General features: G+C 69.5%; 11 protein-coding genes. 4 read left to right on the forward strand and 7 right to left on the reverse strand.

Annotated features, from left to right (window positions below; genetic code table 11):
• Nucleotides 1–2 precede the first annotated feature (2 nt).
• From narI to CAL24_RS17860, 4 genes are read right to left on the reverse strand one after another with little or no spacing between them, the layout of a single operon-like run.
• Nucleotides 3–689: a respiratory nitrate reductase subunit gamma gene (narI, locus tag CAL24_RS17845; RefSeq protein WP_028352980.1), complete on the reverse strand. Its 687-nt coding sequence runs from the start codon at nt 687–689 to the stop codon at nt 3–5.
• A gap of 10 nt (nt 690–699) precedes the next feature.
• Nucleotides 700–1,371 (reverse strand): nitrate reductase molybdenum cofactor assembly chaperone, encoded by a 672-nt coding sequence (narJ, locus tag CAL24_RS17850; RefSeq protein WP_094807576.1) that lies wholly within the window; start codon nt 1,369–1,371, stop codon nt 700–702.
• Between the two features lie 13 nt (nt 1,372–1,384).
• Entirely contained in the window at nt 1,385–2,935 is a 1,551-nt protein-coding gene (gene narH / locus CAL24_RS17855) for a nitrate reductase subunit beta (RefSeq protein WP_094807432.1), read from the reverse strand.
• A 15-nt stretch (nt 2,936–2,950) separates the two neighbouring features.
• Nucleotides 2,951–6,709 (reverse strand): nitrate reductase subunit alpha, encoded by a 3,759-nt coding sequence (locus CAL24_RS17860; protein ID WP_094807433.1) that lies wholly within the window; start codon nt 6,707–6,709, stop codon nt 2,951–2,953.
• Nucleotides 6,710–6,950: 241 nt separating this feature from the next.
• Between CAL24_RS17860 and CAL24_RS17865 the strand changes: the two genes are divergently transcribed.
• The 3 genes from CAL24_RS17865 (at nt 6,951) to CAL24_RS17875 (ending at nt 9,266) form a co-directional block, all read left to right on the forward strand.
• Nucleotides 6,951–7,301, forward strand: coding sequence for a VOC family protein (locus CAL24_RS17865; RefSeq protein WP_094807434.1), 351 nt, complete (start codon nt 6,951–6,953; stop codon nt 7,299–7,301).
• Between the two features lie 6 nt (nt 7,302–7,307).
• A complete protein-coding gene (locus CAL24_RS17870; RefSeq protein WP_094807435.1) occupies nt 7,308–7,874 on the forward strand; it encodes a GNAT family N-acetyltransferase in 567 nt (188 codons plus the stop codon).
• 78 nt (nt 7,875–7,952) lie between these two features.
• Nucleotides 7,953–9,266 carry a hypothetical protein gene (locus CAL24_RS17875; RefSeq protein WP_094807436.1) on the forward strand — a complete coding sequence of 438 codons (1,314 nt, stop codon included), beginning with the start codon at nt 7,953–7,955 and terminating at the stop codon, nt 9,264–9,266.
• Between the two features lie 17 nt (nt 9,267–9,283).
• On the opposite strand, the gene CAL24_RS17880 is transcribed toward CAL24_RS17875, so the two are convergent.
• The 3 genes from CAL24_RS17880 to CAL24_RS17890 are packed head-to-tail and all read right to left on the reverse strand — an operon-like array spanning nt 9,284 to nt 11,084.
• The gene (locus tag CAL24_RS17880; protein ID WP_094807437.1) at nt 9,284–9,898 is read right to left on the reverse strand and encodes a hypothetical protein; all 615 of its coding nucleotides are present in this window, start codon (nt 9,896–9,898) and stop codon (nt 9,284–9,286) included.
• Nucleotides 9,895–10,485, reverse strand: coding sequence for a hypothetical protein (locus tag CAL24_RS17885; RefSeq protein ID WP_028352972.1), 591 nt, complete (start codon nt 10,483–10,485; stop codon nt 9,895–9,897). The genes CAL24_RS17880 and CAL24_RS17885 overlap by 4 nt, the downstream gene beginning before the upstream one ends.
• The gene (locus CAL24_RS17890) at nt 10,482–11,084 is read right to left on the reverse strand and encodes a hypothetical protein (protein WP_094807438.1); all 603 of its coding nucleotides are present in this window, start codon (nt 11,082–11,084) and stop codon (nt 10,482–10,484) included. Before CAL24_RS17890 ends, CAL24_RS17885 begins: the two co-directional genes overlap by 4 nt.
• 183 nt (nt 11,085–11,267) lie before the next feature.
• Here CAL24_RS17890 and CAL24_RS17895 point away from each other — a divergent pair, with 183 nt between their 5' ends.
• Nucleotides 11,268–12,377: an NAD(P)H-dependent flavin oxidoreductase gene (locus tag CAL24_RS17895; protein ID WP_094807439.1), complete on the forward strand. Its 1,110-nt coding sequence runs from the start codon at nt 11,268–11,270 to the stop codon at nt 12,375–12,377.
• The last annotated feature ends 2 nt before the right edge of the window (nt 12,378–12,379 follow it).

Raw genomic sequence — 12,379 nt, forward strand, 5'->3', positions numbered from 1 at the left:
CCTCAACGCGACCGCACCAGTTGCCAGGCCCGGCCCAGGTAGCCCAGCGACGCGAAGCCGCTCCACACGTGCACCAGCCGCGTGAACGGAAAGATCAGGAACAGCGTCATGCCCAGCACCATGTGCCACTGGTACACCCATGGCACGCCGGCCACCACGTCGGCGGCGCCGGCCCGGAAGGTGACGATGCGCTGGGCCCACTCGCCCAGCAGCAGCATTAGCGCGCCGTCCTCGTGCTTGGCCGAGGTGAAGATGGACAACAGGCCCAGCGACAGCACGATCAGAATCCAGAACAGCGTGAGCCAGTCGGAAAAGCGCGACGTGGCCACCAGGCGCGGCTCGGACAGGCGCCGGTAGATCAGGATGAGCAGGCCGGCCAGGCACACCACTCCCAGGACCGCTCCCACCACCACCGCCAGCATCTGCTTGAATCCCGTGCTCAGGCCCAGCGCGTGGTAGACGGCCGGCGGGGTCAGCAGGCCGAACAGGTGCGTGAAGAACAGCGCGATGATGCCGATGTGGAACAGGTTGCTGCCCCAGCGCAGCGCGCCGCGCTTGAGCATCTGGCTGGAATCGCTCTTCCACGTGTACTGTTCGCGCTCGAAGCGCGCCAGGCTGCCGAACAGGAACACCGCCAGGGCGATGTAGGGATACACGCCGAAGAAGAAGTAATGGACATGAGCGGCCATGCTGTTCTCCTTACCGTTGCGCGGGCGCGGCCGGCGCCCGCCTGGGGTCGGTATCGTAGAAATGCACCGGCTGCGCCGCCGGGGCGGCGGGACGCAGCGCCGGCTCGGTGCCGCCGGCGCCGGGACCGAATGTCACCATGGTTTCTTCCAGCTCGCCCTCCGGCGGCTCGGGCAGCGGCTGCGGCACCGTGTCCGTCAGGCCGCGCAGCACCGCGAACACCGCCGCATAAGGGCTGCCGGCCTCGGCCAGCTTGCCGCCGATGCGGGCCAGCACGTGGATCGCGTCGCCCAGCAGCGCGGCCGCCGCCGGCGGCGGGATCTGGGCCAGGAACTCCAGGAACAGCGGCACGTAGTCGGGCAGTTCGGTGGTGTCCAGCACCAGCCCGTGGCGCAGGTATTCCTCGCGCAGCTCGACCATGGCCTGGCCGCGGTCGCGCGACTCGCCGTGGATGTGCTCGAACAGGTACAGGGAATGGGCCGGCCGCCGGTCGAACGTGGCGACGTATTGCTCCTGCAGCTCGATCAGGTCGCCCCCGCTTTCCAGCAGGGCGAAGACCGGCTCCAGTTCGGCGCGGCGCGCCGGCTCCAGCGCGGCGCGCAGCTCGGGCAGCGCCGCCAGCAGCTCGGCGTCCGGATACGCCAGCAGCGCCGACAGGACGGCGTAGACGGGAGTGGCGGGCATCGTCATGGCCGCGCTACCCCGCTACCTTGTCGCGCTGGACTTCCATGAACACCACCTGCTGGGCGTCGCCGCGCGGCTTGCTGCCGAACAGGCTGCCCTGCGACACGCCGCCCGAGCAGCCGTTGCCGAACGAGAAGCCGCAGCCGCCGCGCATGTCGAAGGCATTCTCGGCATACTCGCGGTGCGAGGTGGGAATGACGAAGCGGTCTTCGTAGTTGGCGATCGCCAGGTAGCGGTACATGTCCTCGACCTGCGCGGTGCTCAGCCCCACCTGGCGCAGGATGTCGGCGCGCTCCTCGCCGTCCACCGTGCGGGCCCGCATGAAGGCGCGCATGGCCAGCAGGCGCTCCAGCGCCAGCGCCACCGGCGCCTCGTCGCCGGCGGTCAGCATGTTGGCCAGGTAGCGCAGCGGGATGCGCAGCGATTTCACGTCGGGGATCTCGCCGAAGGCGCCGATATCGCCGCTGTTGGCGGCCGCCTGGATCGGCGACAGCGGCGGCACGTACCACACCATGGGCAGGGTGCGGTACTCCGGATGCAGGGGGAAGGCGATGCGCCATTCCACCGCCATCTTGTAGGTGGGCGAGTGGCGCGCCGCGTCCAGCCAGGACTGCGGCACGCCGTCGGCCAGCGCCTGCGCGATTACCGCCGGGTCGCCCGGGTCCAGGAAAACCTCCAGCTGCGCCTCGTACAGCGCCTTTTCGTCCTCGACCGAGGCGGCGCGCTCGATGCGATCGGCGTCATACAGCAGCACGCCCAGGTAGCGGATGCGGCCCACGCAGGTCTCCGAACAGACGGTGGGCTGGCCGGCCTCGATGCGCGGATAGCAGAAGATGCACTTCTCGGCCTTGCCGCTCTGCCAGTTGTAGTAGATTTTCTTGTAGGGACAGCCCGACACGCACATGCGCCAGCCGCGGCACTTGTCCTGGTCGATCAGCACGATGCCGTCTTCTTCGCGCTTGTAGATTGAGCCGGACGGACAGCTCGCCACGCAGCTCGGGTTCAGGCAATGCTCGCACAGCCGCGGCAGGTACATCATGAAGGTATTCTCGAACTGCCCGTAGATATCCTTCTGCACGTCCTCGAAGTTGTAGTCCTGCGAACGCTTGGCGAACTCGCCGCCCAGGATCTCCTCCCAGTTGGGGCCCCACTCGATCTTCTCCATGCGCCGGCCGGTGATCAGCGAACGCGGCCGCGCGGTGGGCGCGGCCTGCAGCTCGGGCGCGTTGTGCAGATGCTCGTAGTCGAAGGTGAATGGCTCGTAGTAGTCGTCGATCTCCGGCAGATTGGGGTTGGCGAAGATATTGGCCAGCAGCCGCAGCTTGCCGCCCTGGCGCGGCTCGATGCGGCCGGCGGCGGTGCGCTTCCAGCCGCCGTTCCAGCGGTCCTGGTTTTCCCAGTCCTTGGGGTAGCCGATGCCCGGCTTGGTCTCGACGTTGTTGAACCAGGCGTATTCCATGCCGCCGCGCGAGGTCCAGACGTTCTTGCAGGTGACCGAACAGGTATGGCAGCCAATGCATTTGTCCAGGTTCAGCACCATGGCGATCTGCGCTCGTACTTTCATGGTCGTCTCCGCTGCTCAGGCATGGGCCTGGCCGGCCGGCGCGCTGCGCGGCTGTTCCAGCCAGTCGATCCGGTTCATCTTGCGCACGATCACGAACTCGTCGCGATTCGAGCCCACCGTGCCGTAGTAGTTCAGCCCGTACGACAGCTGGGCATAGCCGCCGATCATGTGGGTGGGCTTGAGCACCGCGCGCGTCACGGAGTTGTGGATGCCGCCGCGCGCGCCGGTGATCTCGGAACCCGGCACGTTCACGATCTTCTCCTGCGCGTGGTACATCAGCGTCATGCCTTCCGGCACGCGCTGGCTCACCACCACGCGCGCCACCAGCGCCCCGTTGACGTTGTAGGCCTCGATCCAGTCGTTGTCGACGATGCCAGCCCTGGCCGCGTCCTTTTCGGAGATCCACAGGATCGGCCCGCCGCGCGACAAGGTCAGCATGATCAGGTTGTCGGTGTAGGTGGAGTGGATGCCCCACTTCTGGTGCGGCGTGATGAAGTTCAGCACCACATGCGGGTTGCCGTTGCCGAAGCGCTCCTCCAGCATGGGGCTGATCGACTTGGTGTCGACCGGCGGGCGGTACACGCACAGCGCCTCGCCGAAAGCGCGCATCCAGGCGTGGTCCTGGTAAAGCTGCTGGCGGCCGGTCAGCGTGCGCCACGGAATCAGCTCGTGCACGTTGGTATAGCCGGCGTTGTAGCTGACGTGGTCGGACTCCAGCCCCGACCAGGTCGGCGACGAGATGATCTTGCGCGGCTGGGCCTGCAGGTCGCGGTAGCGGATCTTCTCGTGCTCGCGCGGAAGGGCCAGGTGCGTGTGGTCGCGTCCCGTGAAGGCCGACAGCGCCTGCCAGGCCTTGACCGCCACCTCGCCGTTGGTCTCGGGCGCCAGGGCCAGGATGGTCTCGGCGGCGTCGATGTCGGTGTCCAGGCGCGGCAGCCCCTGGCTGACGCCCGCTTCGGCCACCTGGTAGTTGAGCTGGCCCAGCAGGTCGCATTCCTCGCCGGCCGGCCAGTTGATGCCCTTGCCGCCCACGCCCAGCTTGCGGGTCAGCGGGCCCAGCGAGGTGAACTGCTTGTACAGCCCGGGGTAGTTGCGTTCCACCACCGCCAGCGACGGCATGGTCTTGCCGGGGATCATCTCGGCCTCGCCGCGCTTCCAGTCGCGCACGCCGAACGGGTCGCCCAGTTCGGCCGGGGTGTCGTGCTGCAGCGGCGTCAGCACCAGGTCCTGGGCGGCGGGCAGCTCGGTCTCGGCGATGGCCGAGAAAGCCTGGGCGATGCCCTTGTAGATTTCCCAGTCGCTGCGCGACTCCCATACCGGGTCCACCGCCGCCGACAGCGGATGGATGAACGGGTGCATGTCCGAGGTATTGAGGTCGTTCTTCTCGTACCAGGTGGCGGTGGGCAGCACCACGTCGGAATAGACGCCGGTGGTGGACATGCGGAAATCCAGCGTCACCAGCAGGTCGAGCTTGCCCTGCGGTGCCTCGTCGCGCCAGGCGACCTCGCGGGGCTTTTCCTGGCCGTCCTGCCCCAGGTCCTTGCCCTGCACGCCGTGTTCGGTGCCCAGCAGGTGCTTCAAGAAATATTCATGGCCCTTGCCTGACGAACCCAGCAAATTGGAGCGCCACACGAACATGTTGCGCGGGTAGTTGTCGGGATGGTCGGGATCTTCGCAGGCCAGCTTCAGCCGCCCTTCGCGCAGGGCCTGCACGGCGTAGGCCGCCGGTTCCTGCCCGGCATGGCGGGCGTCGCGCACCACCTGCAGCGGGTTGGTCTGCAGCTGCGGCGCCGAGGGCAGCCAGCCCATGCGCTCGGCGCGCACGTTGAAATCGATCAGCGAACCCTGGAACGCCGCGGGGTCGGCCAGCGGCGACAGGATCTCGGACACCTTCAGTTTTTCGTAGCGCCATTGGTCGGTGTGCGCATAGAAGAACGACGTGCCGTTCATGTGGCGCGGCGGACGGCACCAGTCCAGCCCGAACGCCAGCGTGGTCCAGCCGGTCTGGGGCCGCAGCTTTTCCTGGCCCACATAATGGCACCAGCCGCCGCCCGACTGCCCGACGCAGCCGCACATGACCACCAGGTTGATGATGCCCCGGTAGGCCATGTCCATGTGATACCAGTGATTCAACCCGGCGCCCAGGATCACCATCGACTTGCCGCGCGTCTTGTCGGCATTCTGCGCGAACTGCCGCGCCACGGTGATGACGTCGTCGCGCTTGACCCCGGTAATGCGCTCCTGCCAGGCCGGGGTGTAGGGCACGTCGTCGTCGTACGAGGCCGCCACATTGGCGCCGCCCAGCCCGCGGTCGAGCCCGTAGTTGGCCATCAGCAGGTCGTACACGGTGACCGCCAGCACCTCGCCCTCGGTCGTCTGCAGGCGGCGCGCCGCCATGTTGCGCTCGAGCACCTCGGGATGGTCGGTGCCCTGGAAATAGTCGTGCTGGCGGCCGCCGAAGTACGGGAACGCCACGGGCACGACTTCGTCGTGCGCGCCCACCAGCGACAGGCGCAGGGCCAGCGGGTTGCCGTCGGCGTCCTTGGCGTCGAGATTCCACTTGCCCAGGTCGCCGCCTTCCTGCTGCCCCCAGCGGAACCCGATCGAGCCGGCCGGCGCCGTCACCTCGCCGGTGGCGTCATTACAGGCGACGGGCTTCCATACCGGGTTGTTGGCCTGCCCCAGCGCCCCCGGGAAATCGGCGGCGCGCAGCATGCGCTCGGGCACGTAGCGGTCGCCCTGGCGCACCAGCCGCACCAGGAACGGCATGTCGGAATACTGCCGGCAGTACTCGCGGAAATACTCGCTGCGGCCTTCGAGGTGGAACTCCTTGAGGATGACGTGGCCCATCGCCAGCGCCAGCGCGGCGTCGGTGCCCTGCTTCGGGTGCAGCCACACGTCGCCGAACTTCGCGCCCTCGGCGTAGTCGGGGAAGATCGACACAATCTTGGCGCCGCGATAGCGCGCCTCCACCATGAAGTGGGCATCGGGCGTGCGCGTCTGCGGCACGTTCGAGCCCCACATGATGATGAAGCTGGAGTTGTACCAGTCGGCCGACTCCGCCACGTCGGTCTGTTCGCCCCAGGTCTGCGGGCTGGAAGGCGGCAGGTCGCAGTACCAGTCGTAGAAGCTCAGGATGGTGCCGCCCAGCAGCGACAGATAGCGGCTGCCGGCAGAGAACGACACCATCGACATGGCCGGGATCGGCGAAAAGCCGACCACGCGGTCCGGGCCGTAGCGCTTGATGGTGTACACATTGGCGGCGGCCACCAGCTCATTGACTTCGTCCCAGGTGGCGCGCACGAAGCCGCCCATGCCGCGCACGCGCTTGTAGCTGTCGGCCAGGCCCGGCGCGGTGCAGATGTGCTCCCAGGCCGCCAGCGGCGCCATGGTCTTGCGCGCCTCGCGCCACAGGCGCGCCAGGCGGCCGCGCAGCATCGGGTACTTGACCCGGTTGGCGCTGTACAAGTACCAGGAATACGACGCGCCGCGCGAACAGCCGCGCGGCTCGTGGTTGGGCATGCCGGCCCGCGTGCGCGGGTAGTCGGTCTGCTGGGTTTCCCAGGTGACGATGCCGCCCTTGACGTAGATCTTCCACGAACAGGAGCCCGTGCAGTTCACCCCGTGGGTCGAGCGCACGATCTTGTCGTGCTGCCAGCGGTCGCGGTAAGCCTGCTCCCACCGGCGGTCTTCCTTGACCGTGCTGCCGTGGCCATCGGCGAAAGGTTCGCGGACGCGGCTGAAATATTTGAGGCGATCGACGAAATAGCTCACGGCAGACTCCTGGAGGCGTCAAGCGGTGCTACGACACGCTCGTGCGCCTTGGAGGAGGCCTGGGAGGCTTGCGCGGGATGAATGCCATAAAAGGGGTTCCTTCATGACGATCGCCGGACTGCAATGTGCACTTACCGTACCGCCTGCGTCAAAAGTCGTCAATATTGGCAATAATCCAGGTAGATTCATTCATGACCATGACAGCGCGCCGCCCCGCCCGGCGGCGCCGCCGGAGAACGCCATGCAAGTCAAGCGCATCGTCGCCAATATCCCGGCCCTCGACATCGCCGCGGCGCGGCGCTTCTACCACGAGGCGCTGGGGCTCGAGGTCCTGATGGACCACGGCTGGCTCGCCACCTACGGCACGGACCGCCAGGCGACCGTGCAGCTCAGCGTCGCCACGCAGGGCGGCTCGGACACCCCGGTGCCCGACCTGTCGATCGAGGTGGACGACCTGGACGAGGCGCTGCGGCGCCTGCGCGCCGGCGGCTTTCCCATCGAATACGGTCCGGCCGACGAACCCTGGGGCGTGCGGCGCTTCTATGTGCGCGACCCGTTCGGCAAGCTGGTGAACATCCTGGCGCATCGCTGAGCCGCCATGGAACTGCAAGCCTTCCTGGGCGCGGGCGCCCTGCCCGCCATCGGCAGCGACGGCCTGGCATTGCGCGTGCTGCGCCGGCAGGACGCGTCCGACTGGTACGCCTACCTCCGCGACCCGGCGGTCACGCGCCATACCAGTTGGCGGCTGGCGGGCGTGGCCGACCTGGAACAGCTGATCACCGCCTGCCTGGCCGGCCAGCCGGCCGGACCGGTGCGGCTGGCGATTGCCGACACGGCCAGCGATCGCCTGCGCGGCACGATCGGCTTCAACGAAATATCGGCCCCGCATCAACGCGCCGAGATCGCCTACGACCTGGCGCCCGAGCTATGGAACCGCGGCATCGCCTCGCGCGCCTGCGCGGCCGTCGCGGCATGGGCCCTCGGTTCGCTCGGCTTGCAGCGCGTGCAAGCCACGGTGCTGGACAGCAATCTGGCGTCGCGGCGCGTGCTCGAACGCGCCGGCTTCCACGCGGAAGGCCTGCTGGCCGCCTATCGCGTCGTGCGCGGCGAGCCGCGCGATTTCTGGATGTACGCCCGCACGCGCGATGCGCGTCCGCGGCGCTGACATCCCGAAGGAAAAAGATACAACGCCGCACGCGCGGCGCTTGCTAAGATCGCCCGGTTCCAACGGAGGGGAACCGGGATGCCAGCAGGGTCGATCGCCGCGCCGTTCGCATTGACGTTTCGCCTGTGGCTGCGCTTCTGGCCGCAGTTGATGTGCCTGGTCCTGGCCGGCGTCCTGGCGAACGACGTGCTGCTGGGGGCCGCCGTGCACACCGGCTTCGCCAATCACCTGGCCGGGCTGGCGGTGCTGACCCTGGTGGCGCTGGCCCACCTGATCGTCACGGTGCTGATGTTCCAAGTCCTGCTGCCCGCCATGCCGGCCCTCGCCGCCGCCCAGGCGGCGGCGCGAGGCGCGGCGGATACCGAACGGCCCTCCAACCGCCTGGTCTCGGCGGTCACCATCGCGCTGCTGCCCTTCTTCGCCTATTACGCCGCCTGGGGGTTCCTGGGCGATACCGTGCGGCAGTATTCGCGCCTGGCGTTCAGCCTGGACCCGCTCGGCCAGCACGGCATGATTCTCGACGCACTGGATTCGCGCTGGCTGCTCGTATCGGTAGGCATATCCTGGCTGGTGCGCAAGGTGGCCAAGCGGATGCGCGAGGCCACGGGCCGCCTGGTCTGGCAGGTGGTGGTGGTCATCTGCGAGACGAACTGGATCCTGATCGGCTTGTACGTCATCAGCCGCTGGAAAGGCGACCTGTGGACCTGGTTCTCGAACCTGGAAATCTGGCACGTGCTGCGCGCCATCCTGAACCTGCTGGCCGCGCCCATCGCCGATGCCCATGCCGCGGCCGCGGCCATGGTGCCGGCCGATGCGCTGCCGGATGCGCCTGGCACGCTGCTGGTCAAGCTGTTCTTCTACGCGCTGCTGCCGGTGGTGTGGCTGGTCATGGCCGCGCTGGTGTACGGCTACGATGTGCGCGACGACCGCGAACTGCTGCGCATCCACCACCGCATCGAGCGCTTTGGCCAGCGCTACCAGGCGATTCCGAAATTCCTGCGCGACTTCGTGATGCATTTCATCGGCGGCTACCGTTCGCGCTACCTGCCGGTGGCCAACGGCATCCGGCTGACGCTGAATTCCGGCGTGCTGCTGCTGGTGACCCTGATCGTCGGCTACCGGCTGATCGACTGGGGCAGCGCCTGGCTGTGGATCGGCGCCACCCGCCTGATCGGCGCGCACGACCTGGACAGCTGGCAGGTGCTGGCGCACGGCCTGACCCTGCTGCTGGGCAGTCCGTTCCGCGATTCTTCCACCGGCCTGCTGATCGAGCCGCTGCGCATCTGTTTCCTGGCCGCCATCCTGGAAACCGCGTTCTCGATGCCGGCGCGGCGCGCCGCGCCGGCGGCGCCGCCGCCCGGGCCGGCGCAACCCCCGCGACAGCCGGCCTGAGGCCGCCGCCGGTTCGCCTAGGGCGCCACCTGCTGGGGCGGCCGGGCAAAGCGCAGGTAATGCGGCCGCTGCGGATCCAGCGTCACGACGACGCGCACCTGGTCGGCGGCCTCGCGCGGCACCAGGAACGCCTCGCGCACGCGCACCGTGTCGCCGGCCTTGGCGCCGCCGTACATGGTGCCCACGCAGTTGCGCGCCGCCGAGCGCGGCAGGCGCAGGCGCAGCGTGTCGGCGCCGTCCCACCGGCGCCCCGCGCCGTCCTGCAGCAGGATGCCGCAGCCGCGCCAGTTGCGCGGCAGGTCGGCGTCGAGAACCTTCACCTCGAAGTCGGCGACCACGCCCATGGCGTTGTCCGGGATGCGGCCGCCGGCCGGCAGCGGCGCCATGCGCAGGGCGTTCAGTTGCCAGCGGGCGCCCCCGTACTCGACCGCCTCGCCGTCGGCGACCTCGCGCACGATCAGGTCGCGGCCTTGCCACCACGCCTGGATCGAGCCGTACGCGACCACGCCGGCCGTCAGCGGCAGGAGCAGCACCAGCAGCGCCATGCAGCGCCGCCGCCAGCGCCGCTCGATGGCGCAGGCGACCGCCCGGCCGGCGGCCTGGGCCTGGGGGTCGGCCGGGATGCCGCTCATGGCTTGGCTCCGCCGGGCGGGTTCATGTCGAGCAGGTCCTGGATCAGCAGCGCGCCGTCGGCGCCCAGCGGCAGGCGGTCGAGCGCGATCTGCGCCTGGGAATCCAGTTGCGGGAAAGGCCCTTGCGAAACCAGCAGCGTGGCGCCGCCGACCTGGTCGGGGCGGATCTCGAAAACGAAGCGGCCGCGCCGCGGCAGGCCGGGGTCCACATCGACGGGCGGCAGGTCGGGGACGAGGCTGACGCGGTCCGACAGCTCGTAGCGCATCCCGGTCGGGCCGCGCCAGGCGGCCCGGGTGACGCTGACCGACTCGGCGCGGGCGGCCAGCCGGGCCGTCACGACCGCCCAGACGCCTGCGCTCTCGCGCAGGGTCGCGCCGCCCAGGCTGCCGTGGTACTGCAGTTTGCGCGCGAACTCGACGCGCTCGACCTCGATGTCGAACGTGCGCGCGCGCACCGTTTCATGCATGCGTCCGGAAACCGGGATGGGCCCGGTCAGGTCTTCGTAGCGCGGCGTGCTGTGCTGCATGGCGAACAGCACGGCGGCCGCCACGAGAACCAGCACCAGCGTGCCCAGGCGGCGCTTCACGAAGCCTGCTCCGCCGCGCCGCCGGCGTCGGCCGGCGCTTCCAGCGGCAGCGACACCTGGCCGACCACCTTCGGATTGAACCAGCCGGGCGTGCCGTACAGGTTGTCGACCGGCTTGAAGGTCTTGGCGATCACGTCCAGCTCCAGCCTGGCCGGCGGCGCCGCCGCGCCCGGCAGCTTCCAGACGTACACGACCCGCTCGCCCAGGCCCGGGTGCAGCAGCGGCAGCACTCGCGCGTCGCGCACCAGCGCCACCTCGGGTTTTTCCAGCGCCACGCCGGGCAGCGGATGCAGGCGCAGCAGTTCGCTGTAGTCGCGGGTCGAGGCGCTGGTGCGGTTGCTGAGATCGGCTTCGAGCACCAGCGCCTGCTCGCCGTCGTCGAGCCGCACGCCATGGACTTTCTTGTCCCGGCTGACCCAGGCGCGCTGCGGCACTACCTGCCACTGCCCCGCCTCGATCGGAGTGCCGGCCTGGTACTGGGCGACGGCCGGCGGCGGGCCGCCGCTCAGCAGGGTATAGAGCGCCGCCGTACAAACCGCCACCGTCGATCCGATACCGGTCGCAAGCCGGGTCTTGAGTTTGCCGAATGCCTTGCGCATCTGCGCTCCCGTATCCGCGCGCTGGGTTGGGGGATGCTGGACAGCCCGGGATGGTAGCCGGGCCGGCAAGTGGCGTAAATTGCAGGATTGTTTCGATACGTACGCCCCTACCCGGCGCCCTTTGCATCCGGTACACATTCAAGTACCGTTGCTTGCAAATCCCCCGCCCGCACAGGAATCCTCATGCCGTCTGCCTCTTCCGCGCCCAGCCTGGTCCAGCGCCTGGGCCTGTCCACTCCCATCATCCAGGCGCCCATGGCCGGCGTCAGCACCCCGGCGCTGGCCGCGGCCGTCTCGAACGCCGGCGGGCTCGGCTCGCTCGGGCTGGGCGCTAGCGACGCGGCCGCCGCGCGGCAGGCCATCGTCCAGACGCGCGCCCTCACCGACCGGCCGTTCGGCGTGAACCTGTTCTGCCACGCGCCCGATCCCGCCGACCCGGCCCTGCAGGCGCGCTGGCTGGAATACCTGGCGCCCAGCTTCGCCGAGTTCGGCGCCCAGCCGCCGGCCACGCTGCGCGAGATCTACACCAGCTTCGTGGCCGACGACGCCATGCTGGACGTGCTGCTGGCCGAGCGGCCCGCGGTGGTCAGCTTCCATTTCGGCCTGCCCGGCGCCGACCGCATCGCGGCGCTGCGCGAGGCGGGCATCTACCTGATGGCCAGCGCCACCAGCCTGGACGAGGCGGCCCAGGTCGCCGCCGCCGGCCTGGATGCCGTCATCGCGCAGGGCGACGAGGCCGGCGGCCACCGCGGCATTTTCCAGCCGGCCGGCCACGACGAGCACCTGGGCACGCTGGCCCTGACGCGCCTGCTGGCGGCGCGCCAGGAACTGCCGGTGGTCGCCGCCGGCGGCATCATGGACGGCGCCGGCATCGCCGCCGTCCTGGCGCTGGGCGCGCAAGCCGCGCAACTGGGCACGGCCTTCGTGGCCTGCCCTGAGTCGTCCGCCGATGCGCGCTACCGTGAAGCCTTGCTCGCCCCGGGCGCCATCTCGACGGTCCAGACCCGCGCCATTTCCGGCCGGCTGGCGCGCGGCATCGCCAACCGGCTGACCGCCCTGGGCGAGGCGCCCGACTGCCCGGCCACGCCGGGCTATCCCTACACCTACGATGCCGGCAAGGCCTTGCACGCCGCCGCCAAGGCGCACGGCAGCGCCGACTTCGCCGCGCAGTGGGCCGGCCAGGCCGCGGCGCTGTCGCGCGGCCTGCCGGCGGCCGAACTGATGCGCGAGCTGCAGGCCGAGCTGGCCGCTAACGTGGACCGCCTGGCCGCGTACGGCGGCGCGCGCGGGTAGCC

It is taken from the genome of Bordetella genomosp. 2 (assembly GCF_002261345.1).
Taxonomy (GTDB): domain Bacteria; phylum Pseudomonadota; class Gammaproteobacteria; order Burkholderiales; family Burkholderiaceae_B; genus Bordetella_A.